This window comes from Rossellomorea sp. QJM3NY_18 (genome assembly GCF_056173145.1).
The window spans coordinates 1911387-1936253 of sequence record NZ_CM149659.1 but is presented as its reverse complement, the minus strand read 5'-3'; the positions used below and the strand labels follow the sequence as shown (position 1 = coordinate 1936253).

The following is a 24867-nucleotide window of genomic DNA, read 5'->3' as shown; positions in this document are numbered from 1 at the left end:
TGATAAAAGATAGGGATGATTGCCAAAATAGGCACTCATCCCCAGGAACGGCTACTGATCCAATTTTAATTTAGCCAAGGCATCAGCTAATGCTGTATTGACAGGCTCTTCCTTCTGTTGTGTATTTAGATATTTATTGACATCCCTTTTTGTCGCTTTACTATTCTTTTCTTTTTTTCTTCTATCATTGAATGTCGATAATTTTTCTCTATGTCCACATACACAGGTGAATGTCTGCCCTTCCCCTTCTCCTCTTAAGTCCAGGCGTTTATGGCAATTCGGACACCGGGCATTCGTTTTCTTGCTGATATTTTTCCGGTGACCACATTCCCTGTCTTGGCATACCAGTTTCTTTCCATGCTTATTTTTAATCTCTAACATTAAATTCCCACAGTCCGGGCATTTTGTTCCTGTCAGGTTATCATGGGTGAATTTTTTAGTTGAATTTTTGATTTCACTGACGGACTTCTTCGTATAATCCTTGATTTCTTTCAGAAATTCCTGCTTCTTCAGGGATCCATTGGCGATTTTTTCAAGCTTTTGCTCCCATACCGCTGTCAAAGTAGGTGACCTGAGATCAAGAGGAGCAAGTTCCAAAAGTTGCTTCCCTTTTGAAGTTATATGAATATCTTTTCCCTTTGACTCTATTACCCCTGAATTGAAGAGCTTTTCAATAATATCTGCCCTTGTTGCGACAGTCCCAAGCCCGCCTGCCTCAGAAATTGTAGCGAGCAGGTCTTTATTGCTTTCTTTCATGAACTTCTTAGGGTTCTCCATGGCAGATAACAATGTTCCCTCATTAAATCTTCCTGGAGGATTAGTTTGTCCCTCTGTTTCTTTCATTGAGAGGACCGGATAGGCAGCCCCTTCTTCCATTCTGGAAAGAAGTTGGTCTGCTTCAGTGTTGTGATCATAGAGTTCTTTCCATCCTGACTCTACAATCCGCTTCCCTTTTGTTTGAAACGTTTCTGACCCGATTGTGGCTTCTACAGTCGTTTGTTCGTACTGAAAGGGAGGAAGGAATACGGCTAAGAAACGCTTGACAATCAAATCATATATTTTTCTTTCCCTGTCCTGCAGCTTCTGAAGAAAAGGCGTTTCCTCCGTCGGGATAATCGCATGATGATCTGTCACCTTTTGATCATCTACATATGCTTTTGACAATTGCATTGAGCCCTGTAACGCCCCGTGGGCCAACTTTCGGTAAGGTTGAACGTTCACCGCTTTCAATCTGTCCTTAAGGGTTGAAACCATATCACTTGATAAATGTTTACTATCTGTTCTCGGGTACGTCACTAATTTATGCTGCTCATACAATTTCTGCATGATAGAAAGCGTTTCTTTAGCAGAAAATCCAAAGATTTTATGGGCATCTCTTTGTAATTCAGTCAAATCATAAAGGGGAGGTGCGACATTTTTCTTCAATGTTTTCTTCACTGACTGAATGACGATTTCCTTCCTGTCTTTTAATGACTCCATGATTGAAGTGATTTCTTCTTTGTTAAACGTTCTCGTATCATTGGTTTTCCTGTTGGACCACACAAAGGTCCCTTTATCCGTGACAGCTTGTATACCGTAAAAGGATTGTGGGGTGAAATTCTTTATTTCTTCTTCACGCTGGGCAATGATACTTATCGTCGGTGTTTGTACACGTCCGCAAGACAATTGGGCATTGTGCTTGGTGGTCAGCGCTCTTGTTGCATTCATTCCAACATACCAATCAGCAGCGGACCGTGCCTCGGCAGCAGCATATAAATTTTCGTAGCTTTTCGCGTCTTTGAGTCTATTGAATCCATCCTTGATGGCTTTGTCGGTGACAGATGAAATCCATAACCGCTTTAATGGCTTATTCACCCGGGCTTTTTCGATGATCCAACGGGCGACAAGCTCTCCTTCACGACCAGCATCGGTGGCAATGACGATCTCTTTTACATCAGGGCGGTTCATTTGCGTTTTGACCGTGCTGAATTGTTTTCCCGTTTTCTTGATCACAACAAGATTAAGGGAGGATGGGAGCATTGGGAGATCTTCAAGCTTCCATGATTTATACCGTCCATCATAGCTTTCAGGCTCGGCCAGTGTCACCAGATGTCCAAGTGCCCATGTGACGACATAATCGTTTCCCTCCAAATATCCATTTCCATCTTTCGTACACTGAAGTACTCGGGCAATATCTCTACCGACAGAAGGTTTTTCTGCCAGGACCAAAATTTTTTTCATGTAAAAAATCCTTTCATTACCGAATGTATGTTTTATTTCCCTTCTATTTTAACATACAATAAAAGGGGTGGAGTATGTTGATTCACGCTAAGGAAAAAACCAATCACCGGGTCTTAGTGATTGGTTCAACACATAAAAAAAGAGCATCTGGACAGATGCCCGCTGTTTCTATCTCCATGCCCCTCGCCTGTCAATCGTAAAAAAAAACTAGGAAGAGGCCGTCTTCCTAGTAAATATTATTCTTCGTCGCCTTCTAAGAAGTCTGGATCTAACTCTTCAAATTCTTCATCATCCAAGTCGCAATCCCAGTCCTCATCGTCACAACCTTCAGGATTCACTAGGACACATACTTTCGTTTCTCCGATAACTTCCACCAGGAATTCACGTTCGACGTGAACGATGATCTTGTTACCGTTCGGTGAAATGACCGCTTCGCAGCAATTTGGCTGTTGCAGTACTCTGGCACATACTTCAATGTCATCTAAGCAGTCGGGATCACGGTATTTTAATTTAATGCAATCTGTATATTCTACTCTCTCGGTTACAACGGATGTCTTCGTGTTGTCACTGTGGGAGTACCATACGTTGATTTCGTAAAAACCGTGAACTTCGACCTTCTTGCCGACTTTGTGTGCTTCATACTGATGGTTAATGATCCAGCAGCCTAAAATGCTCGATGGATTATGCGGTGGGCAAATCGTATGATGAGACTGTGTGAATTTACGTCCCTTCGCTACGACCGCTTTAGTGATAATCTCTCTATATTCTGCCATTCGAGCGAACCTCCTCATTCATTTTCAATTCATCTTATGCGACTATCTAGGTGTTTGTGCGAGTAAATTTTTATTACATAATGGGATTGTTGCTTAGATAATGTATTGTATGCGAATCCCAATTGAATGTTCCGGAATGCATTGCACGGTAACGGTGAAAAAACAAACAAAAAAACGATCTATACAGGAAAGGGATATCCCTTTCTGTATAGATCGTTATGAACTGAATTATTCGTGAAGCCTATGACATATTCCCAGCCTCAGGAACAGCTGCCTGGCGCTGAGTTTTTCACGTGTGACCCTGTTTCCCCGCGGAGTAAGTCTCCCCCGGTCGTCTCGATGATATGATCTGTCACATTATTTGAAATTACCGAAGCAACGATTTGCAATAAATCATTCACATCCGTTTGAGATTCCTTAAATTGTTGAACAACCGGAATCTCATCGATTTCCTTTTCAAGGTTTTCAATTTTCGCCTCTACCATTTTCAGGGCTTCAATCTTCCCATAGTGTTGGAAGTTAACGGCTTGTTTTTGTAAACTCTTGATACTTGCGATCATTTCACGGACTTTTTGATTTTCGTGGATCTGTGCTTCCGCCCGCTTAAAGAAATCCACTTCTTCCGTTTCAGCAATCATTGTTGCAAGTTCCTCTGCACGCTTCATAATATCGTCTTTTGTATACTTTGCCATATTATTTCACCTCTACCGCTTCCTGGAATTCTGTTCCGATTTGGCCTTCTCCTACCATTTCCCCATCCAATGACCAGGACTTGGCATCTGTGATCTTTACTTTCACTATTTTCCCAATGGCTGTTTTAGGAGCCTTGAAGTTTACGAGCTTACTGCGTCTTGTGTAACCTGCCAGAATGTCCGGATTCTTCTTACTCTCCCCATCCACAAGCACCTCAACGATTTGACCCGTATATTTCTTCATCGCTTCTGCAGAATTTTCTTTCACAACTGCATTCAACCGTTGAAGACGTTCTTTCTTCACTTCCATCGGCACGTTGTCATTCATCTTCGCTGCAGGGGTACCTTCCCGTGGAGAGTAGATGTAAGTGTATGCCGATTCAAAGCCAACTTCCTTATATAAAGAAAGGGTTTCTTCAAATTGTTCATTGGTTTCATTTGGGTAACCAACGATAATATCTGTCGTAAGCGCCACGTCCGGCATGGCTTTTTTAATTTTACCCACTAATTCCAGGAATTGTTCCCTGGTATACTTACGTGCCATGATTTTCAGAACATCTGTCGAACCTGATTGAACAGGTAAATGAATGTGCTCGACCAGATTTCCTTTCTTGGCAAGCACTTCTATTAAATGATCATCAAAATCCCTTGGATGACTGGTTGTGAACCGGATACGTGGAATATCCACCTTACGAAGATCATCCATTAAGTCTCCCAACCCATACTGAAGTTCTTCAATATCCTTACCGTATGCGTTGACGTTTTGACCAAGGAGAGTGATTTCCTGATATCCCTGTGCGGCCAGATGGCGGACTTCCTGAATGATTTCTTCAGGACGGCGGCTTCTTTCTTTCCCCCGCGTATACGGCACGATACAGTATGTACAGAACTTGTCACATCCGTACATGATATTGACCCATGCCTTGATATTGCCTCGGCGGACCTTCGGAAGGTTCTCAATGACGTCCCCTTCTTTCGACCACACCTCAACGACCATCGCCTTGGACATATAAGCATCAGATAATATTTGAGGAAGACGATGAATATTATGCGTACCAAAGATCATGTCCACCTGTTGATAGGTTTTCAGGATTTTGTTGACAACCGATTCTTCCTGGGACATACATCCGCATACTCCAATTAATAGATCAGGCTTTTCCCTTTTTAAATGTTTTAGATGCCCTAATTCTCCGAACACCTTATTCTCAGCATTTTCACGGATCGCACATGTATTCAATAGGATGACATCCGCATCATCTGTCGAATTCGTCGCTTCAAAGCCTAGTGCCATGAAGATCCCTGCCATCACTTCTGTATCATGCTCATTCATTTGACAGCCATAGGTACGGATATAGAATTTCTTTCCTTCCCCGAGTCCTCTATATTGATCATCAATTGTAAAGTCATTATGGTATTGGATTTCTTCTTTCCCACGCTTCTTGGCATCTTTTAACGACGGCGGGATATAGACACTTTCAAAGTACTTGCTGAAATCCTTTTCGGATTTTTGGTCCGCTGGAGATCCAGAGTTCGATTGTTGTCCATGTTTTCGCTGTTCTTCGTTCATGAATAATCCCCTTTCTACCTCTATAACCAAACCGTTTTCTTCTATATATAAAGCCGGTCTTAATTAACAGGATATACATTGTTGCACATTACTATAGTATAAAGGTTTTCAACCCTACATACAATAGAGTCGCTTAAGTGTTGAAAAATGTTTCATTCCTATTTTAGCTAGTAAATCTACTGTACTATGATCGTGTCATCACATATGTATCCTCCTTTCGGCCACACCGGGAGACACATTCCTCTATCGACACAATCCTTAAACACTGACCAACTAGCAATTATGTCCCTTAAATCTATTTTTATCATTTTAGGCTAGAGGCTCAATCGAATACTCCCTTATGAACGTATGATAATTAGTAGTAAATTGTAAAGGAGTGTTAAATAATGAGTTATAGTCAGAAATCAAATGCTCAGGACACCTATTTCCATGAAGATTACCAAAAGCACAAATGCCATGACTCTCGTTCCAGGCATTATGATCATTGTGTCGAAGACGTTTTAGAAGCAATCCTTGAAGCTCAGAAAAAAGCAAAAAAAGACCATGGTTGTGAGACTTCATGTAAAAAGTCCATAGAGGATTTACTCTGTGAAAAAAAGAAACACAAAAAGAATACCATCCCTTTTATTTTATATTGTGGATGCGAGCCATTTAAGGGCACTGGTGTCACTACCTATCATTGTCACTCAAAAAAGAAAAAAACCTTCAAGTGCATCGAGACCTACGTCTTTAAGTTAATTGACCTTGATCATAGATGTGCGACCCTTGAATTATTAACCTTTAAATCCGACCACCATAAGGGCGATTCCCATCATCATGATAGTAAATGCGCCCTCTCTTCACCTTGTAAACAGATCGAACATAAAAGTGTGGATGAATTGATGGGAACCGGAATTTGTATAACTGTTGACTTGTCTTGTTTCTGTGCTATTACCTGCCTGCCTGCCGTTCATTTATAAATACATCCCGAATGAAAAAAGGTGAACGAGAATCGTTCACCTTTTTCATCCTCCAAAAGCTTCAAGTAAATCGTCAATTTCTTTCATTCCAACAGAAGCTTGATTTTGCTCTTGTGGACTCTTGATGGTGTATTCGTTCAAGATCTTGGAGGAATCATTTCCATGTTGAAGCAGCAATCTCTTTAATTCCACTAGTTCTTCTAAAATGACATGTTCGGATTGTCTATTCACTTGAACAGGTTTAGGGTGATGCAGGTAATCATGCAGTGCAGAAAAAACAAGATGATTCAATGTATTATTTTTCGCATGATAGGCGACTTGCTCTACAATCTTAGAAGTGATGGCTTTCGTTTCCCCGGTTTTAACATTCACGAAGCTATCGTGGATCGTTAGAATCGTATCCTGAAAGTAATCTGCATATTTTTTAGACATACTCATCACCCTTTAGCTTTTTGTATATTCCATATGCACAGGATTATTTTTCAATTGATTCAACTTTGCAAGGATCATCAAACCTGATACATTTAATCTTTCCATATTTTGCGGAAAAAATAATTCAATGGGGCGTCCTCTTTCTGCCCATTTCACGGCCGCTTCTCTGATATGGGATTCGGCTATTTTTGCGGCACCGCCAACTGCAATGTATTTGACCGCACCCTTAATTTCATTTGAGCTGTTCCTTACCCGGTCGAAATGTTCCAGGTATTTAATGGCCAATGATTTCAACTGCGGAATGATATATTTACTTATATCCTTTTTCACCCCGGCGAATGGTTCTACATACCACTCGGATTGACCTGCCACCAGCTTCTCCTCTAGTTCAGATCTTGAATCGAACTTGTATAGCTCATACTTACTGACTTTCTGAATGATATGATCTAAAAACTGATTGATCCCGAAAGGCTCGCCCTCGATGGAAGCCACTGGCTTATTGTTTTTGATTCCTACAAAATCCACTGAATCTCCACCCAGGTCACCGATTAGGATTCCTTTTGCAGAGTCCTGTAAAAGAGCTTCATCTTTCACTCCCAATGTCTCTTCATCCCGTGTCAATGCCAGGTAGGCACAGGCTCCTTCAGCCCCAATAATGACATCTTTAATATGAAGTCTTACAATGATTTCTTTAGGGGAAGCCATTCCAGGAACCTTGTGCAGATAAACTGTATGGGTCCCGATGAGACGGCTTTTCAACGTATCTTTCCGCTCTTTATACTGAGTGGTCGGCAGAGAGACCGCCAATTGATCGATCTCAAAAGATAAATCTGTCTCAGATCGGCTGTTCTTTACGGCATGATTGGCCAACATGCCAAATAAAAGGGTGTAAGTACGGTCTTCATCTACCTTCTGATTATTAAAGGACGTTAAACTCACATTTCGCTGTCTGGCTGCTGCTTTACCGATATAATATGGATCCCTTTTTTCATGAAGCGCTGAACTGTTCACTTCCACAATCAAATTGTCTTGTAGTAAAACATCCTCGTCGTCGTAAGGTTTCTCATAAAATTCTTCATCAAATAACGCAATTGCATTCGGCATGGAATACTCTCTCACTTCACCTTGAGTTGATACAATGGCTTTATAAAAGCTGTTTCCCAAGTCCACAGCTGCATAATTATGCCTATCCATTCCATCCTCCTCCTTCCCTAAAGCTTATGCCGGGAGAGAAAACATCTGTGCACGTACCCAGTCATAAATTTTTCAGGGCAGTAACGGAAAATGGAAAAGGGTTGTTTCTACTAAAATGATTTTCCCTAGTAAATTTCCACTCTTATACTGATTCATATATCCACTCTTAATAGATTCTATCCGCATATTATAAAGTGTAGTTTAAATATTGTTTATTAAATAGGAGGAAAAAATATGAGTGATTATAATAAGAGTAAAAATTGTGTGAACGTAGATAAGTCTGCTTCACTCGATCACTGCGACAACACAACAGTAGGTCCCATTCTAACCCCGGCAGGTGAAAGAATTGTCCATGTTCCAGTAGATTTAGGAGTATATCGTGTATCAAGTAACCTTGAAGCACACATTAAATTTCCAGAGCCTGTAATGGAAATCAAAGATGTAAAAAAGAAAGTCGAAATTGTACAATGCCGTTTAATGACGATTCCAACAAGCGATGGCGACTTCAGTGAAGATGGTGCACAATTTCCTCTACTATTATCAGGGTATGTGCGCAAAAACATTCAATATGCAACACCTAGTGGAGGATCTGGATTCGACGGATCCTGTATATCTTCTGACATTAAATCTTTAACGGTCCGTGTCCCTTTCAAATGCATGACTACGATTACCCTGGAATCTCCGGTCCAACTCCCAAGAACGAATAACCGTCAGGAATTTGATTTCTTTAGAGCCCAAAATTTAGGGACAGGCTATCCAGAAAAGGATCAATATTTATCCAATGATATTTCCCAGTTTCATCAATACAGCAATCAATACTATAATCAGCTTCCTTATTGTGAACTGCTTTCAAGCAGCATCCTGGAGTGGGATGAATCTACAGACCGTGTATCCGAAGGTCCTGTGGGTGAAGGATATTTCTACAATATGCTAGAAAAAATGTCCCTCAACTTTACTATTAAAGTATTACAAAAACAGCAAATTCGTCTTACTGCAGAATAAGCAGTAAACTAGTATCTTCAGCACTCCCCCTACTGTTATCTATAACAGTAGGGGGAGTGCATTTTCTTTCTGTACAACATTCTCATCAGTATTTGTGGCAGGCTTTCTATAATTAGTCTCTATACATATAGGCTAAAGGCCCAAACAACTATCAATCTTAATCATAAGATGGCATTATCTTGCTTTAGGAGGCCCCTTATGTTTGAAAATCATCATAAAATGTCCGAATGCCATGGAACGTCAAATATGCATGATTGTAAAAGCCATTGTCACCACCCAAAAGTCAGTATCGGAAAAATTGTGACCAAGGTACCTGTCGTATTGGCAGAACTGACACTACAGGTAAATGTAGATGCGACGATCACCTTTCCAGAAGCCGTTTTGGAAATTAAAGATATTAAAAAAACGATAAAATTAACACAGTGCAGACTTCTTCTTCCTTCTAATAAACTTTTTGTAAAAGGTTTTGTACGAAAAAACATCCAGTATGCAAGCCCTTGTAAAGAAATTGAAGAAACGTCCCTTTCTTCGATTGCGTCAGATCTTCACTCATACACAGTGGATATACCTTTTCAATGTGTGACAGACATTAAGCATTTCTTATCCATGCCGGTCATGCCGGAAGTGAATAACCGTCAGGAATTTGATTTCTTCATTTCAAAACCGCTTCCTTCCGGGTATCCGGAAAAAGATGAATTACAAACCCATGATTTATCTCAATTCCATCAGGAAAGCCACCAATTTTACAATGAAATCCCTTACTGTGAGTTAGTTTCAAGTAAAATCATCGAGTGGGATGAAGCCATCGACCGGTGTCCCCTCCCTCATTCCGGTCCCATTGGAGAAGGCTACTTCCGTACAATCGAAGAGAAAATGGTCATAGATATATGTGTAAAAGTCCTACAGAACCAACAAATACGGGTTACCTCCACTACGAATGATGAGTGCGACTGATCATGACTATTCATTCATTTTTAGAAAGGAGGGAAATGATTTGGTGTGATGTTAAAGCGCACCGATCACCATGATTATGAGAGAAGAACACAATAATGATATAGAAAGCTATTTTCTGAATAAGATGAAAGAACATGAGAAAAACAGCCGGAAATCGCCTTCATTTTCTCTATTTAACCTTACTCAGAAACAAGATCCTTCTTTACAAGATCATATGACGAATAAAAAAAGTCCCATAAAAAATACAGACCTGCCAAAGGGTTCTCAGGAAAAAATCCATTCCCACCCGACGTTTTTCCCTCCACCTAAGGTGATGGATATGGCGGTAAACCAAGAAAATAAACTGTGCAAAACCGATGGGTCGCTAGATGAGGATGATGAACAGGAATACGGGGACTTGAAGTCCGATTACACCGAAAAGGATTTATCTGATACCCGGAACAACACCGGCCATTCGACTTCAGATGAAAATATAGAAATCGAGCCCTCCGTAGAAGAAGAGGTTATTATAAAGGGTTCTGAAGAGGGAAATAAACCTGGGTCCATCCGGGAAGAGATATTTATGATGTTGGAGGAAGAGCTGGAGGAACAAAGAAATCTTCATCAAGAACAAGAAAACCATCACGAACCAAACGGCATTTCCGACGATATTTCCCCTATTGCACTTGAAGAAGAAATAAACTATTCGAACCATGAATTTGATCATAATGAAAATCATCTGCCTTCATTTAGTGATTACTTAGAAACAATATACTGTGAAAAAGAATCGAGTCCGATGAAAAGTAAACGGCCTGAGTTCGTTCATTGCATTGATGCCTTAACCTCAGTTCTCAAAAAGATTTCCACAGAGCGGGAAACCATCATTGAACATCAAGAGGATATTGGGAACGATAAATATGAACATCAAGAGGATATCGAGGAGATCGAACCCCAACACCCAAATCTGACCGCATTAAAAGAGCGTTTCGAAAATGAACTATTTTCGGAAGAACATCACCTGGAAAGTGGGACTGAAACCACTGTACCCGACTCTCGCTCTTTAACTGTAAAGATTCCCGTTGTACTGTCTACTTTGCAGGTTGAAGTCGATATCTTTGAAGACGTTGAATTACCGTTTCCAATTGAACATATACTTTCCATACACTGGTCCATCCAATCTCTTAAGACTAATATTCCTATTCCTGCTGCAGTTGTGTTTGTAAAAGGGACGCTTGTTGCTTCGATTCAATATGTAAATCCAGGGGAAACAGCTTCTATCCGTTCTATCAAAATCCCAATTCAATGGGATCGCATCATTCCCATTCGTTGGATACTTCCGCCTAATATCCCTATGAGTGAGAAGAGAGAATACACATTCATGGCAGAAAGCACCCAAGAACCAAGCACTCATCATGAATGTCATCATTCCTTCTGTGAACCAATTGAACATTTCCTACAAGATTTCACGTTTATCAGTCACCATGAACCCTTTAAACAAAATGGCCAGTCAACTTTAAAGATTCAAGGTTGTTTACAGGCTTGCCTTCATTTAACACAAGAACAATTTGTGCACATCCAATCAGATGATCTGATTCAATAATATGTATAAAGAGGAAGGGGTCCACCCTCAAGGTGAACCCCTTTTCAACTCGTCACTCTACCCTCTCACAGTTATCTTCGTAATCTCTTACAACGCCTTTCAAGAAAGCATGCTCCATCACTTGTAAAAAATTTGCATTTAGTCATTATTGTTGGATGATATTTCTGAAACGATTAAAGACTACTTCTGGACCTTGCTCTTCTCCTCCACCTGTATCCCCGTCTCCAGCCATTTGTTGTCTCTTCTGAGTTAATTTAATTAGAAGATTAATGTCCATTTTTTCTGTAATTTTATTAAATCGTCCCCAATTGTCAAAGTTTTCGGTAATATCCCACTGATTAACAGCAGAAGCCAGAAGTTTGCAATTGATCGGTTCATTATTGATTTCAAACGTCAATGATCCAAATTCGCAGCGGTTAGCTCCCATTCCGTCCTTGGCAAGTTCTCTTCTTTGCAACACATTCTTCTTAATGCTGAAGTCTATTCCGAACGGATTGTTGACAGGGGTAGCAAGTCTCACTCGATCATACGCTTTAAAAGGAATGTCAACACTATAATCCTTTACTACTCCATAGGAACCTTCTACATATTGAATGTTCTTATGGACAATCCCTTCTACAAATAATTTCACGTAATCCGGAAACCCCGGTACAGGAATTGCTTTACATTGTGTAAGCGAGACGTTTTTCTCGATGTTTTTAATGGCACTAGCATAGGTTGGCAGATGAATTTCCGCTTCTGTTAAAGATTGAAGAAATACATCCCCAAGAACGACCGTTACTTCTTCTAAGTCAAGATCTGGTACGTATGTTTCTGTAAATAAGCTCCTTGATTTTGCTTTATCGCTTGATGGTTGTGGAGGGCATTCGTGATGACCAAATCCGCAGCCTGTATTCTTTTTCATATCCATTCACTCCTGATAGTCATAAATTAATCAATGGAAAAGGGCATAGTTGAAGCGAACAGTGAGGATTCCTTTTCTATTGACTTACTATAATCTATGAATTTTTTGAAGAAATGAGTGGACGACTGTCGGTAGGCTTCAACATATTTCTAGCACTACTTCTAGTAAACTATGAAACGTGATAAAAACTCATACACAATAAGCTTTATTAAATCTAAATAGCTTGGGTGTTTGTAACGTTTAGCCAATTGGATCCATACAATAGAGTAAAAGTCTTTAGGAGGAGATTATCATAAGGGAGGATGCGAAATTACCACCGATGTACACGATTTCCGATCAAGAGGTCCTTTATTTAAAATCTGAGATCGAGAACTTGAATAAAACGATTCGAACTTTGAAGAGCAGTTATTTGTATGCTGAAAACGAGTACCATAAAGAACAACTTCAGAAAGTGCAGGAGGAATTAACGCTTGCTTACCGCCGGATAGATGAGAACGAAACAGTTGAGAGGGAACTCATTAAAGACCGAAACCTGTTTAAAGAAGGCAAAGAGAAGCTTGAAAGTCAGGTAAGGGCACTTCATGACGCCTTACATGGCAAGGATGAGCTGTTGCAGCAGTCGCAAGTGATCAAAAATGACCTTCAACAGGAACTCCTTTCCATCAAGCTCGAAAAAAAACAATTATCTCAAAAAATAACGGAAATCGAGAAGGACCAACAAGATCTTTTCAGTAAAAATCAATCCCTTTTAGAGGAAAACATCCTGCACCTAAGAAAAATAGACAGCTTAAACAGTGAACTGCAAGGAAAGAAACTTCATATTTCAGATTTAAACTCAGCTTTGACTCATTCAGAAGATACGAAGAAAGAAATATTCTTTAACCTGATAGCTAAAACCGAAGAGTTGGAAAAGGCCTTGTCAGAAAGGAAACATACCCTTGATTCAATGCAATTTGCAAAAGAGCAATTAATCCAAGCAGAAAAGCAAAAGATGGAGTATATTAAAACATTCATCAGTCAATATCAAAAACACTTTGAAGAAAATGAATGGTGGCTTTCCTCCCAATTTGCTGATATCGATCATCGTACCAAACTGCAGGATGAACGAATCGAAGCTGTTGAACAAGAGCAGGACATTCACTTTACTCTACAGAATGAGGTACTGGAGGGGAAATTTGAGCAAGTGGAACAAAAGTTTGTTGATTTTCTTGAAGAGGTCGACTCCATACGGGAATATAATGTCACCTTGACCCACAGTCTATTGGAGCTTAAAAGACTGATAGAGAGCCAGAAACGCAGTCAGGCTCATATCATTACCGCACGTCAAAAACCTTCTGCAGAAAAGCTTCCTGCTCCGATGGATTATTATTTCATAGAGAATGAAAAGGAATGAAAAAACGATGCCACAGTAGATTCCGTGGCATCGTCTTTTTGTTTAAAATGTAATCTTTATCTTGTTATTTGAGCTTAGCTGAAGGTCTTGCTCTTCAAATAATACAAATCCCAAAATGGTTGAAACTTCCTGTTCTTCTAGAGGTTCAACCGTAAATTGCAGCCCCTCCACTGCTATCATTTCACCAGGGGGGATGAATGATTCCTGTATCGATTCTATCCAATACTCTCCTGTGGAATAGGCCGTTTCCAACCAATCCTTCCCCATATACTTCCATCCTTGTGCCCCGTTTTGACCTTGCAGGGAAAAGATTTCGCTCATTTCAGGAGGAAGAATCTGTCCGCCGATTTCAATCTTATCTGGCGGATCCATTCGAAAGCAGATTTTCGGATTCATCAAGTCTACATTTCCTGTGTTCTTTATGAAGAAATCGGCTTTAATGGAATAGCGTTCTGATTTCCGATTGGGTATGACATTGTAATCAAAATATATTTCAGAATATGGCTTTTTTTCCTGAGCTTTTTGAACTTTCCGATTTGCTTTTCGCATTTTGATTTCTTCGTACGTTTTATCATCCATTTGGATATCTTTGCTTGGCTTCTTCTGAACTGTATGACGGCTTGATTCCCCTGACTGGTTACTTATCGATTGGAATAAATGGAGAACATTCAGATCCAGTAAACTTGGCTTCTGATTTCCGAGTAATGTTTTAAACACACAATGCATTAGTAAGACAGGGGCTTCTTTTAGTAGGAACTCCTCATCTTTACACTTAATGGAGCATCTAAGATGGGGAATCGCGTGGTGTTCGGGTATTAAATAGTATCCCTTGAATGGCAGTTCTTGCTTATACATTGAGAGATTTTTCTTCACATTAATGGAATTCAGCCTTTCATTATAACCGACCGAAACAGACTTGCCCTCACCCTTTGAATGACTGGACACTAATTCAACAAACAAATCCCCTTCCCTAATCCTGCCTGTATCACGTTTTGAAGAAACGTCAATTCCATATTCGGTTAATACACCGGTTATTTTTTCATTTATTTCATTGTTTATATTTGCATTCTGTGTAGTCACTGATAGCCATACTTTCTTTCCATGAAGGGAACTTTTCACTTCCACCCTCTGTTCTTCTTCGTCCAGATGAAATTGATGATTATTCTCCGCACAATAAAATTGGATGGCAGCTATGGAATGTGATGGAATCGTTCCCCAATCATGGTTGTTGATTGATAATTTCATGTACAGGCTCACCACCCTTTTGTTGTAGTCTATGTATCTTATGAATACGGGGAAAAAAATATGAATTTCTTAAGCATCTTCCCTTTAAGTTTCTAGGCAGATGCTTGTTTTATTATACAGCCCTCTCCTACTGGTAGATCATTACATAAACTAGTAAAAGCAAGATTGTTACAGCAAAAAATGAAGCCGTAGATCAGATGGATTCTGGTCATAAACTGCTTTGTTACATTTATTCCAATCGAAAGGAGAAATCATTATGATATCCCCACACGGAGGTATGCTTGTTGATCAAGTTGTTATCGGGAATGAGCGCGATGAGTTACTAAAAAAGTCATCCACTCTCTCCTCAATTACGCTCGATTCCTGGGGGCTCTCCGACTTAGTGCTGCTCTCAACGGGAGCCTTCAGCCCCTTAACGGGATTCATGAATCAAAAAGACTATTTACACGTATTGAAAGACATGAGGTTGTCGAATGGGATGGTTTGGAGTCTGCCCATTACTCTCCCAGTGTCCAAGAGATTGAGTAAGACATTATCCATCGGGGAAACCGTTTCACTCATAGGAGAAGATGGAGTGACCTACGGAACATTAGAAATTGAAGAAATTTATGAATATAGTAAAGAAGCGGAAGCCCTTTTTGTATTTAAGACATTGGACAACCTTCATCCGGGGGTTCAAAAAACGTATCAAAAAGATGACGTGTATATCTCTGGTCCGATCAAACTTCTTCGATTCCCGGCCATTTTCAAGAAAGATTTCCAAACGCCGAAACAGCTTAGAGAGCGATTTAGTGAATTGGGATGGAACACAGTCGTTGCATTTCAAACGCGGAATCCCATTCACAGGGCTCATGAATATCTGCAAAAAACAGCACTTGAGCTTGTCGATGGTCTATTGATTCACCCTTTGGTAGGAGACACAAAGAAAGATGATATTCCCGCGGACATTCGCTTGAAAAGCTATAGGGCATTACTCGACGAATACTATCCCAGAGAGAGAGTCCTTTTATCCACATTCCCCGCAGCCATGAGGTATGCGGGACCCAGGGAAGCCTTATTCCATAGCATTGTAAGGAAAAACTTTGGATGCACACATTTTATTGTCGGCAGGGATCACGCAGGGGTCGGGAATTACTATGGCACATACGATGCCCAGAAAATCTTTAATCAATTTTCAAGAGATGAGATAGGGATCGAAATCTTGAAATTTGAACATGCCTTCCATTGTATTAAATGTGGAGCTATGGCTACTTCAAAAACGTGCCCTCATGATGAACAATTTCATATCCATCTTAGCGGTACAAAGGTACGAAAAATGTTAAAAGACGGAATGATGCCTCCTAAAGAATTTTCAAGGCCAGAAGTGATAGAGGTACTTCTTAATGAAATGGGGGAAGGTTCTCAAAGGGAGAGCTGAAGGAGATTACATCATGATTGAATTTTATATTGTCATAATCGGAATGATCGTTATGCTATCATTGCTGGTCCTTGAGGTGGAGCGACCTGAAATCATTCTTCCGTCCACTCTCCTCCTTTTTGTCATGACCGGTGTCATTACGCCACAGGAAGCCATAAGGGGGTTCTCAAATGAAGGGATGTTGACCATCGGTTTATTGTTCATCATTGCCGGAAGTATTCAAAACAGTGGAATTGTGGATCATGGCTTCAAGAAGTTATTAAACCGTTCAGGTTCAAGGAAACACATGCTTGCCAAGCTCCTCTTCCCCATCTCTTTTCTTTCTGCGTTCCTGAACAATACTCCCATCGTCATCGCTTTTACGCCACTTGTGAAGAAATGGTGTGAAGATCATCATCTACCCCCTTCAAAATTTTTGATCCCAATTTCATATGCTACGATCCTTGGTGGTACCATAACCATTATTGGTACTTCCACAAATCTCGTTGTCCATGGTTTGCTTCTTGACTCGAACCTGCCTGGATTCACCTTTTTCGAACTGGGTAAAATAGGGGTACCGATTACTCTCATTGGCCTATGCTATCTCATATTTTTCAGTTTTTCCTTACTACCTGATAGAGGAAGCAACCCTGTCAATATTGAATCCTTAAGAGAGTTCACTGGTGAAGTCTTAATACTCGATGACTTCCCTTACATTCAGAAAACGGTTGAACAAGCCAGGTTAAGAAGCTTAAAAGGACTATTTCTTGTTAGTATCATCAGGGAAGATGAGACCATTACTCCTGTTTCCAATACAACAATATTAAAGGCGCATGACCGCTTGATATTCACCGGGGATCTTACCACCATCACAGAACTTCAATCACATAAAGGCCTCCTTTTACAAAGTAATAGCGGCTCTTCTTTTCCAAAACACCATCAGTTGACGGAGGCAGTGGTTTCCCATCATTCCTCCTTATTATATAAGAAGATTAAGGATACCAATTTCAGGAGCAGATTCAATGCAGCTGTAATAGCTGTTCATAGACAAAATCAACGGCTGAAATATAAAATTGGCGATATTATTTTAAAACCGGGAGATATCTTACTACTTGCCACGGGAACTGATTTTTACAAGAAAGCCAACACGAATGACTTCTATATTACCGCTACACTGGACAAGACCATGATGACCCGTAAGCAGACATTGAATGGGTGGTTTTCCGTCGCACTACTGGGAACGATGATCCTTCTGGTGACATTAGGATATATTTCAATGCTAACAGGAATGGCGTTTGTAACAGTGTTATTACTTTCATTCAGAATTGTCAGTCCCCTGCAGGCAAAGAATGCCATTCAATGGAATGTACTGATGGTGGTTTCCTGCTCATTCGGTATCGGCTATGCGATGATCGAATCGGGTGTTGCCGCTTTTCTTGCTGATCTACTGATGCACGCTTCAAGGCCGTTTGGCTTTTTTGCCATAATTATAGCAATCTATCTCCTTACTAATGTATTTACCGAAATGATGACGAACAGTGCTGCTGCCGTCCTGATGTTCCCTATTATCCTGGAAGTTTCAAATACTCTGGATCTAAATCCAACAGCGTTGGCCGTAACGATCACCATTGCCGCTTCCGCAAGCTTTGCGACACCTATCGGATATCAGACCAACCTGATCGTATATAGACCGGGAGGCTATCGATTCAAAGACTTCTTGAAGGTGGGGATCCCCTTGAATATCCTAACAATGATCACCACAGTATTACTGGTCTATTACTTTTGGTTATAACTATCGAAAACATGGAGGTGATAAGATGAATCAGAAAAATATTACTTGGCATGAGGGCAAGGTCCAGAAAGCAGACCGGCAACATCTAAATGGACATAAAAGCGCATTGCTTTGGTTTACAGGGTTGTCCGGTTCTGGAAAGTCCACAATCTCAGTGGAAGTAGAAAAGAAATTACATGAGCTTGGACATCACACTTACCGTCTTGACGGGGATAATATTCGTCACGGTTTGAATTGTGATTTAGCATTCTCAGAAGAAGATCGTACGGAAAACATCCGAAGAATTGGTGAGGTATCGAAGCTTTTTGTCGATGCCGGCATCTTAACCTTGGCTGCCTTTATTTCTCCCTATAAAGAAGATCGGGCATTTGTCAGATCCCTATTACCCGATGGGGAGTTCATAGAAATCTATGTACAGGCGAGCATTGAGACATGCGCCAGTCGAGATCCGAAAGGTCTTTACGAGAAAGTGAAAAAAGGAGAGTTAAAAAACTTTAGTGGCATCGATTCTCCTTATGAAATCCCTGAATCCCCTGAAATCGTAATTGATACAGAGAATCAACGAATAGATGAATCCGTCCTGCAAATTGTAAACTATTTAAGAAATAAGCGATTCATATAATTGTAATTAAAATTATTTCATACGAGGAGTTGATGAAACTTGCTGAATGACGTTATTGAAATTGCGATTGGGGCAGGAAAAAAAGTATTGGAAGTATACGACGATACCTATACGATCCATGCTAAAGCGGATCGATCCCCCCTCACCATTGCAGATCAGTTGTCACACTCATATATACAGGCCGAATTAAGCAATCTTTCACCCACCATTCCCATACTCAGTGAAGAAGGGGCCAGTATCCCTTTCATGGAAAGAAAGGACTGGTCATCTTTTTGGCTTGTGGACCCTCTGGACGGGACGAAAGAATTCATTAAGAAAAATGGCGAATTCACAGTCAACATTGCCCTTATCCAGGGAAACAGGCCAATACTCGGCATCGTTTATGCACCCGTACCTGATACACTTTATTATGCGGAAGATAACCAAGGAGCCTATAAACTCATTTCTGCCAGTTCTTCAGAAAAGAGAAAACAGGTAAAGATCACTACTGTTTCATCAGGTGTAAAGAAAGTTGTCATTTCAAGATCCCATCTGTCGGAGGACACTCGGGAGTATATCGACGACCTTCAACGGCAAGAAGGACGATTTGAATTCACTTCGATTGGAAGCTCATTAAAGTTTTGTTTGATTGCAGAAGGAACCGCACACTATTATCCCCGACTCGCCCCTACAATGGAATGGGATACAGCTGCGGGTCAGATGATTGTAGAGGAAGCATATGGACAGGTGATTGAATATGAGACCGGTAACCCCCTTATATATAACAAAAAAGTCCTAACGAACCCTTCTTTCATTTGTTCCATAAAAAAATAAGGCTCTTTTCGTATACGTTGTTGCTATGTAAGGTAGCGAGTAGTGGTTGATTTCCGCTTCAGGTGCTCGCTTTCCGCGGGGCTGGCGGTGAGCCTCCTCGGGCTTTTGCCCTGTGGGGTCTCACCTGTCCAGCTACGGCGGCAAGCCCCTCGAGGTCATAAGCTAAATGGTCCAAGAAGGCAAAAAACGCCTTCTCGGCCCATTCATCTTATGCTTGTCGGGGCTGGGCGAGCCGCCTCCGCTTTTCGTACTGTCCAGCGTTTCCCGCAGGAGTCGAGCACCTTCCGCTACAATCAACTTTATTGTTATGGAGGATTAATCTGCTTCTGTACACCTCTAGAATACATTATTTACTATGTATGGAGTGGTCAATTTTAAAATGCTGTTTCATTCGTTTTTTCACTGGCAAGCTCTGTCACTCCATCTATCCATACACACATAGACAGAGCTCAAAGTTCCTATGTTAGAAAACAACAATCTTTGCGAAAAGAGCTAAAAATAAAGAAGGCTGCGGCACTCGTCGCAGCCTTCTTCATTATTCACGGAAAATCCCCATATACATACACTAACGTAGAATATTTCAGTTTAAGGGAGCGAGATTATGGGAAACAAGCCTCCAAAGGTATCCATCATTTTCCCGGTGCGTAATGAAGGAAAGAATGTGAAAATGACTCTGGACTCTTTGTTCAAGGTGAACACAAATATCGAGATGGAAGCCGTTATCGTGGATGATGCTTCAACTGATCAATGCTGTAATTTTTTAACCCACTATCCATATCGGGACAAAGTAACGTATATTAGAACAAACGGGGTGGGACCGGCTAATGCCAGAAACATGGGAGCAGCAAGAGCCCGAAATCCATATTTAGCATTCTGTGATGCTCATATGACCTTTGAAAATTTCTGGATTGATCGTTTGGTCTTCCACATCGTCAAGGGGACAAGCGACGCCGTATGCCCTGCCATTGGATCTATCCAAGACCCCTCCGTAAAAGGATACGGCCAGTCCCTCACTCCCTCACTCAAGATCAAATGGCATCAGAAACGAAAATCTCTATTTGAAACGGCTGTACTGCCAGGTGCCTGCATTATTACCTCTAAACAAGTGTTTGACGATGTAGGTGGATTTGAAACAGGCTTTTCCACATGGGGCCATGAAGATGTTGAATTATCCCTCAAGCTTTGGCTGTTTGGGTATCGGTGTCATTGTGATCCGAACATTACCGTACTCCACTTGTTTAGAACAACTCATCCGTATACTGTAAACTATGAGGGAATATATTATAATTTACTCAGGATGGCCTATCTTCATTTTGATGATAAAAGAATCAAGAAAGCAAAATCGCTGGTTGTCCATGGATCGGCAGCGACCATAGAGAAAAAAGTAATCAAAGATGGTGTATTACAAAAAAGGGCTCACTATGTAAAAAGAAGAAAAATGGATGTTGATGACTTATTTAAGAAGTTCAACATCTACTTCTAGAAAAAACAATATATCCCATGAAAGCTGGTTCAGCTTTCATGGGCTGGCGGTTAACCTTGTTTAAAATACTCGATGATATCTTTCAAACTCTGTTCTAAGGGTATGGTCTGATACCAATCGAGATTTTCAAGTTTGCCTATTACATAATGAACAGGTGGCTTGTGTTTGAACTGCTGCGTTGTTAATGGAAGATCACTTTGAGATAGCCTCTTCAATTCTTTCGCCACTTCTAATAATGTATGCGTCTCCCCTGATGCCACGACATAGGTTTCATTCTTTCTTCCTTTTTGGAGGATGCAATCATAGGCCCTTACCGCATCCCTTACGTCCAGGAAATCCCGACGATCCAGTACATTGTGAAAGTGAAATCCTTCTCTGTCCCCTTTCCGATACTGTAAGCATTTCTGTGCAACTAGGGAGCAGATCCCATTGGAATGGCCGGGACCGATTAAATTGGACGTTTTGGCGATCCGTATATCCAGGTCATAAAACGAGGACCAACTTCTTGATAAGAGAGTCTGAATGTACTTTGATAGTCCATATGGGTGATTCGGCTCTGTTGAGTGGCAGGGATTGAATTCTATTACAGAGCCTGTAATGAGGATCCGTGCGTGGGGAACGACATTTTTTGCTGCTTCCAGGAGGTTCATCGTCCCGATTACATTTGTATTAATGGTCGTAACGGGATCCTTCCAGGATTGACCGCTATGATTCTGTGCGGCTAGGTGAAGAATCAGATCTGGCCGGATTTTTTCAAGTAACACCATCAAAGCTTCTGCATCCATCAGATCACAAAGCACATTCCGAACATCTTTAGGTGAAGGAGAATGATTGCGTACAACCGCGTAAACCTCATTACCCAACCCATTATAATACCCGCATGCATGGTGACCAGTGAACCCGGTAGCCCCAGTGATGAATATTTTATTCATCTCCCCTTCATCCAATCACGAAGTTCAACCAGCATTTCCCTATAACTTGGAACAGGGTACTTATAATCATTTCTTGTGTGTAGGAGGGTTTTATCATGTACCGGATCCGCGACTGGTGTAATATCTACCACATCGTGCCTGAAGATCTCCTTAAAGAGGGTCAGCAGGTCATATTTAGAGATCCTTTGATCCACACTTAAATGATATAGTCCTGAAATATCATCTTTAATAAATGCTTGAATGGCTTTAGCCAGCTCCAATGTGGTCACCCCATTCCAGAAGACATTCTGATAGCCATAGATCGTCCCTTTCTGTTGCAAGAACCAATGAAGAAGACCGATTCCCTCCTTTTTCAATTCAGGCCCTATGATGGAAGTGCGTACTGTCAAGTGAGGGGGTGCTTCAATTTCTCCCAGGGACTTTGACTTAGAATAGATGTTGGTACCATTTTTCGTGTCGTTTTCTGAATATCGCCCTTTTTCCCCTGAAAACACGCAATCTGTGCTAATATGGATCAATTTTCCTCCGAATTCATTTACCATCTCCTTCAGTGCGTGGGGTAATAAACTATTTACCTGAACCGCTTCCATCACATGGGTTTCAGCATACTCATTCAAGAGACCCGTCGCATTAATGACAATGTCTGCCTTATGCCCTTTCAAGACCTTCCTCACACTTTCAAGATTTCTGACATCCAATCGTATACCCAGAGAATCTTCTTTTCTTACTGTATAAAAGACCTGATGGCCACATCGTTTCAAATGATCCACGATGACATGACCAGCCATTCCGTGTCCTCCCAGAACGAGGATCTTCATTCTAGAAACCCTCCATCCTTCAGCATCTTCTTGATCTGATCATAAGAAATGATGTTATCACTGGAAGAATACGTATCCAGATCCACTTGGGGGAAATCTTCGTAATTCTCCATGAGCCCTTTGATTGGAATGGTCGGCAGGATGACAAAATATTCATTGTCATAAACGATTGTGTTATGACTTTCGAATTCAGTTAAAAGGAGTTCATGTAATTTCTCACCGGGACGGATCCCCAGTTCTTCAATGAGAACTTCATCGTTTGGTGAGTATTGATCGATCAATACCTGGGCAAGATCGATGATTTTGCACGTAGGCATCTTCATGACGAAGATTTCTCCTCCGTGGCTTTCATACGTAGCCTTGAAAAGCAGTTTGATCGCATCCTTTATCGTCAGGAAGAAACGGGTCATTTTTCTATCCGTAATACCGATTTTGGATTTTGTTTTGATTCCGTGTTTGAATACGTGAATGACGCTGCCATTCGTACCCAGTACGTTTCCTCCCCGTACACAGACAAACTTTGTTTTATCCGTTAACACGTTGGCGTTAATGATCAACTTCTCACCCATCGCTTTTGTAAATCCATAGAAGTTGGAGGGATTTGCCGCTTTATCCGTAGAAATATTGATGACTTTTTCTACATTGTTTTCGATTGCTGCGTCAATAATATTCTGTGTTCCCATTACATTCGTTTTAAGGGCTTCCAAAGGCTGGAATTCACACACAGGGACATGTTTAAGTGCAGCAAGGTGAAAGATATAATCGACTTTTTGCGAAGCTTCTCTCACAGCTTCCTTGTCCCTCACATCCCCAATGACGAACGTTAACTTGGGATGATTTTCAAACTTTTGCTTCATTAACACTTGACTCGTTTCATTTCGTGAGAATATGCGGATTTCTTTCGGATCTTTCTCAAGCAGTTGACTTACCAGTTCATTTCCCCATGAGCCGGTACCACCAGTCACTAGAATGGTCTTATTAGTAAACAATGTCGGAACCCCCTAATAGAATATTAATCACTTTATCTGAGACATTTGTATCCAGATACTCCGCCGGACATGTCCAGTTGGATAGTTTAGAAGTCATCACCTTGACCCCGGTTATGATGTTTTCTTCCTTTAAACCGGATATAAAATTGCTCCCGCAATCCACGGTTTCAGGTCTCTCCGTTGTCTTCCTGATGGTTACGGTCGGAATGTGAAAAATACAACATTCCTCTTGGACAGTACCGCTATCCGTTAAAGCGCAAAATGCATTTTTTTCAAGTTTTATGAAGTCAAAAAAGCCGAATGGTTCGTGAAGTTCGATAAGTGGATGTAACTGTAGATGAGGGGCTGCATGCAGTTTTGAACGGGTTCTTGGATGAGTACTTAGAATGATTCTCTTTGTGTGTGTGTCGGCAAGTTCATTCAGGGCGTTGACAATGGAACTGAGATGACCTGGGTTGTCGACGTTTTCTGCACGGTGAATGGTTGCAAGGAAGTAATCTTGTTTCCCTAGTGATAATTGTTGAAGAATGGAACTATCCTCTATCTGCCGATCATAGTGGGTAAGGACTTCAAAAATTGGATTACCCGTTATGATGATTTTGCTTGATGTCATTCCTTCCTTAAGAAGGTTGGTCTTGCTGTAAGGAGTGTATACAAGATTGTAAGAAGACACCGCATCAATGATTTTACGGTTTTTTTCTTCTGGTACATTCAAGTCAAAACAACGGTTACCGGCTTCCATATGGACAACCGGAATCATCATTCTTTCTGCAAGAATGGCACTCAGTCCACTGTTTGTATCTCCAAGTACCAATACTTTGTCGGGCCTTTCTTTCACCAGAATCTTTTCAAGTTCGGTAAATAAAGATGAAAGTTGTTCACCCAGGGATTGCTGCTTATCTGCTAATACATAATCAGGCTCCCTCAAACCCAGTTCCTTAAAGAACACACCATTTAAGGAATGTGTAAAATTTTGACCTGTATGGACAATGATATGTTCATCCGAAAGTAGATCCAATTTTTTCATAATCAAACTCAATCGGATAATCTCAGGTCGTGTTCCTAAAACAGTCACAATCTTCATGATCACCTCTCCTTTTTGTTTCTC

At 40.9% G+C, this 24867-nt stretch carries 22 protein-coding genes; 10 read left to right on the top strand and 12 right to left on the bottom strand.

All coding sequences use genetic code 11. The features are described 5' to 3' along the window. Positions 1-51 precede the first annotated feature (51 nt). The 4 genes from AC0VXY_RS09870 to miaB all read right to left on the bottom strand — a co-directional run bounded on the left by AC0VXY_RS09870 (position 52) and on the right by miaB (position 5252). Complete coding sequence (locus AC0VXY_RS09870; protein WP_475527644.1) at positions 52-2220, bottom strand: DNA topoisomerase III; 2169 nt, start codon at positions 2218-2220, stop codon at positions 52-54. A gap of 236 nt (positions 2221-2456) precedes the next feature. After that, on the bottom strand, positions 2457-2993 hold the full coding sequence (locus AC0VXY_RS09865) for an outer spore coat protein CotE (protein ID WP_034759992.1): 537 nt from the start codon (positions 2991-2993) through the stop codon (positions 2457-2459). Positions 2994-3253: 260 nt separating this feature from the next. Further along, a complete protein-coding gene (locus tag AC0VXY_RS09860; protein WP_034759994.1) occupies positions 3254-3685 on the bottom strand; it encodes a YlbF/YmcA family competence regulator in 432 nt (143 codons plus the stop codon). A gap of 1 nt (position 3686) precedes the next feature. Further along, positions 3687-5252, bottom strand: a complete 1566-nt coding sequence (miaB, locus tag AC0VXY_RS09855; RefSeq protein ID WP_475527643.1) for a tRNA (N6-isopentenyl adenosine(37)-C2)-methylthiotransferase MiaB — start codon at positions 5250-5252, stop codon at positions 3687-3689. A gap of 386 nt (positions 5253-5638) precedes the next feature. On the opposite strand from miaB, the gene AC0VXY_RS09850 reads away from it, so the two are divergent. Next, on the top strand, positions 5639-6211 hold the full coding sequence (locus AC0VXY_RS09850; protein WP_475527642.1) for a CotY/CotZ family spore coat protein: 573 nt from the start codon (positions 5639-5641) through the stop codon (positions 6209-6211). A 45-nt stretch (positions 6212-6256) separates the two neighbouring features. Here AC0VXY_RS09850 and AC0VXY_RS09845 read toward each other — a convergent pair whose 3' ends face one another. After that, positions 6257-6643: a hypothetical protein gene (locus tag AC0VXY_RS09845; RefSeq protein WP_475527641.1), complete on the bottom strand. Its 387-nt coding sequence runs from the start codon at positions 6641-6643 to the stop codon at positions 6257-6259. Between the two features lie 12 nt (positions 6644-6655). Further along, the gene (locus AC0VXY_RS09840) at positions 6656-7837 is read right to left on the bottom strand and encodes a ParM/StbA family protein (protein WP_475527640.1); all 1182 of its coding nucleotides are present in this window, start codon (positions 7835-7837) and stop codon (positions 6656-6658) included. 234 nt (positions 7838-8071) lie between these two features. Between AC0VXY_RS09840 and AC0VXY_RS09835 the strand changes: the two genes are divergently transcribed. From AC0VXY_RS09835 to AC0VXY_RS09825, 3 genes are all read left to right on the top strand, one after another. After that, positions 8072-8839, top strand: a complete 768-nt coding sequence (locus tag AC0VXY_RS09835) for a CsxC family protein (RefSeq protein WP_475527639.1) — start codon at positions 8072-8074, stop codon at positions 8837-8839. A gap of 198 nt (positions 8840-9037) precedes the next feature. Then, entirely contained in the window at positions 9038-9793 is a 756-nt protein-coding gene (locus AC0VXY_RS09830) for a CsxC family protein (protein ID WP_435991171.1), read from the top strand. A gap of 70 nt (positions 9794-9863) precedes the next feature. Further along, positions 9864-11372 (top strand): hypothetical protein, encoded by a 1509-nt coding sequence (locus tag AC0VXY_RS09825; RefSeq protein WP_475527638.1) that lies wholly within the window; start codon positions 9864-9866, stop codon positions 11370-11372. A 145-nt stretch (positions 11373-11517) separates the two neighbouring features. Here the strand turns inward: AC0VXY_RS09825 and AC0VXY_RS09820 are convergent, their stop codons facing one another. Continuing rightward, the gene (locus AC0VXY_RS09820; RefSeq protein WP_435991175.1) at positions 11518-12276 is read right to left on the bottom strand and encodes a CsxC family protein; all 759 of its coding nucleotides are present in this window, start codon (positions 12274-12276) and stop codon (positions 11518-11520) included. Between the two features lie 319 nt (positions 12277-12595). On the opposite strand from AC0VXY_RS09820, the gene AC0VXY_RS09815 reads away from it, so the two are divergent. Next, positions 12596-13669 (top strand): hypothetical protein, encoded by a 1074-nt coding sequence (locus AC0VXY_RS09815; RefSeq protein ID WP_475527637.1) that lies wholly within the window; start codon positions 12596-12598, stop codon positions 13667-13669. Positions 13670-13711: 42 nt separating this feature from the next. On the opposite strand, the gene AC0VXY_RS09810 is transcribed toward AC0VXY_RS09815, so the two are convergent. After that, complete coding sequence (locus tag AC0VXY_RS09810; protein ID WP_475527636.1) at positions 13712-14914, bottom strand: hypothetical protein; 1203 nt, start codon at positions 14912-14914, stop codon at positions 13712-13714. Between the two features lie 256 nt (positions 14915-15170). Here AC0VXY_RS09810 and sat point away from each other — a divergent pair, with 256 nt between their 5' ends. From sat to AC0VXY_RS09785, 5 genes are all read left to right on the top strand, one after another. Beyond that, a complete protein-coding gene (gene sat, locus AC0VXY_RS09805) occupies positions 15171-16331 on the top strand; it encodes a sulfate adenylyltransferase (protein ID WP_475527635.1) in 1161 nt (386 codons plus the stop codon). Between the two features lie 13 nt (positions 16332-16344). After that, positions 16345-18102, top strand: coding sequence for an SLC13 family permease (locus AC0VXY_RS09800; protein WP_475527634.1), 1758 nt, complete (start codon positions 16345-16347; stop codon positions 18100-18102). A 25-nt stretch (positions 18103-18127) separates the two neighbouring features. Further along, positions 18128-18724, top strand: coding sequence for an adenylyl-sulfate kinase (cysC, locus tag AC0VXY_RS09795; protein ID WP_475527633.1), 597 nt, complete (start codon positions 18128-18130; stop codon positions 18722-18724). Between the two features lie 39 nt (positions 18725-18763). Beyond that, a complete protein-coding gene (gene cysQ, locus AC0VXY_RS09790) occupies positions 18764-19537 on the top strand; it encodes a 3'(2'),5'-bisphosphate nucleotidase CysQ (RefSeq protein ID WP_475527632.1) in 774 nt (257 codons plus the stop codon). A 601-nt stretch (positions 19538-20138) separates the two neighbouring features. Then, on the top strand, positions 20139-21020 hold the full coding sequence (locus AC0VXY_RS09785; RefSeq protein ID WP_435991189.1) for a glycosyltransferase family 2 protein: 882 nt from the start codon (positions 20139-20141) through the stop codon (positions 21018-21020). A gap of 50 nt (positions 21021-21070) precedes the next feature. Here AC0VXY_RS09785 and AC0VXY_RS09780 read toward each other — a convergent pair whose 3' ends face one another. The 4 genes from AC0VXY_RS09780 to wecB are packed head-to-tail and all read right to left on the bottom strand — an operon-like array spanning position 21071 to position 24843. After that, positions 21071-21952, bottom strand: coding sequence for an NAD-dependent epimerase/dehydratase family protein (locus AC0VXY_RS09780; RefSeq protein ID WP_475527631.1), 882 nt, complete (start codon positions 21950-21952; stop codon positions 21071-21073). Further along, positions 21949-22770: a dTDP-4-dehydrorhamnose reductase family protein gene (locus tag AC0VXY_RS09775; RefSeq protein ID WP_475527630.1), complete on the bottom strand. Its 822-nt coding sequence runs from the start codon at positions 22768-22770 to the stop codon at positions 21949-21951. Before AC0VXY_RS09775 ends, AC0VXY_RS09780 begins: the two co-directional genes overlap by 4 nt. Continuing rightward, positions 22767-23759, bottom strand: coding sequence for an SDR family NAD(P)-dependent oxidoreductase (locus tag AC0VXY_RS09770; protein WP_435991195.1), 993 nt, complete (start codon positions 23757-23759; stop codon positions 22767-22769). Before AC0VXY_RS09770 ends, AC0VXY_RS09775 begins: the two co-directional genes overlap by 4 nt. Beyond that, a complete protein-coding gene (gene wecB / locus AC0VXY_RS09765) occupies positions 23749-24843 on the bottom strand; it encodes a non-hydrolyzing UDP-N-acetylglucosamine 2-epimerase (protein WP_475527629.1) in 1095 nt (364 codons plus the stop codon). The genes AC0VXY_RS09770 and wecB overlap by 11 nt, the downstream gene beginning before the upstream one ends. Positions 24844-24867 lie beyond the last annotated feature (24 nt).

Excerpts from the sequence above, each read along its gene's own strand:
- AC0VXY_RS09780 (WP_475527631.1), bottom strand. The coding sequence starts at position 21,952 with ATGAATAAAATATTCATCACTGGGGCTACCGGGTTCACTGGTCACCAT.
- AC0VXY_RS09850 (WP_475527642.1), top strand. The coding sequence starts at position 5,639 with ATGAGTTATAGTCAGAAATCAAATGCTCAGGACACCTATTTCCATGAA.
- AC0VXY_RS09865 (WP_034759992.1), bottom strand. The coding sequence starts at position 2,993 with ATGGCAGAATATAGAGAGATTATCACTAAAGCGGTCGTAGCGAAGGGA.
- miaB (WP_475527643.1), bottom strand. The coding sequence starts at position 5,252 with ATGAACGAAGAACAGCGAAAACATGGACAACAATCGAACTCTGGATCT.
- AC0VXY_RS09830 (WP_435991171.1), top strand. The coding sequence starts at position 9,038 with ATGTTTGAAAATCATCATAAAATGTCCGAATGCCATGGAACGTCAAAT.
- wecB (WP_475527629.1), bottom strand. The coding sequence starts at position 24,843 with ATGAAGATTGTGACTGTTTTAGGAACACGACCTGAGATTATCCGATTG.
- AC0VXY_RS09835 (WP_475527639.1), top strand. The coding sequence starts at position 8,072 with ATGAGTGATTATAATAAGAGTAAAAATTGTGTGAACGTAGATAAGTCT.
- cysC (WP_475527633.1), top strand. The coding sequence starts at position 18,128 with ATGAATCAGAAAAATATTACTTGGCATGAGGGCAAGGTCCAGAAAGCA.
- AC0VXY_RS09825 (WP_475527638.1), top strand. The coding sequence starts at position 9,864 with ATGATTATGAGAGAAGAACACAATAATGATATAGAAAGCTATTTTCTG.
- AC0VXY_RS09840 (WP_475527640.1), bottom strand. The coding sequence starts at position 7,837 with ATGGATAGGCATAATTATGCAGCTGTGGACTTGGGAAACAGCTTTTAT.
- AC0VXY_RS09775 (WP_475527630.1), bottom strand. The coding sequence starts at position 22,770 with ATGAAGATCCTCGTTCTGGGAGGACACGGAATGGCTGGTCATGTCATC.
- AC0VXY_RS09800 (WP_475527634.1), top strand. The coding sequence starts at position 16,345 with ATGATTGAATTTTATATTGTCATAATCGGAATGATCGTTATGCTATCA.
- AC0VXY_RS09820 (WP_435991175.1), bottom strand. The coding sequence starts at position 12,276 with ATGAAAAAGAATACAGGCTGCGGATTTGGTCATCACGAATGCCCTCCA.
- AC0VXY_RS09845 (WP_475527641.1), bottom strand. The coding sequence starts at position 6,643 with ATGTCTAAAAAATATGCAGATTACTTTCAGGATACGATTCTAACGATC.
- AC0VXY_RS09785 (WP_435991189.1), top strand. The coding sequence starts at position 20,139 with ATGGGAAACAAGCCTCCAAAGGTATCCATCATTTTCCCGGTGCGTAAT.
- sat (WP_475527635.1), top strand. The coding sequence starts at position 15,171 with ATGATATCCCCACACGGAGGTATGCTTGTTGATCAAGTTGTTATCGGG.
- AC0VXY_RS09810 (WP_475527636.1), bottom strand. The coding sequence starts at position 14,914 with ATGAAATTATCAATCAACAACCATGATTGGGGAACGATTCCATCACAT.
- AC0VXY_RS09870 (WP_475527644.1), bottom strand. The coding sequence starts at position 2,220 with ATGAAAAAAATTTTGGTCCTGGCAGAAAAACCTTCTGTCGGTAGAGAT.
- AC0VXY_RS09860 (WP_034759994.1), bottom strand. The coding sequence starts at position 3,685 with ATGGCAAAGTATACAAAAGACGATATTATGAAGCGTGCAGAGGAACTT.
- AC0VXY_RS09815 (WP_475527637.1), top strand. The coding sequence starts at position 12,596 with ATGTACACGATTTCCGATCAAGAGGTCCTTTATTTAAAATCTGAGATC.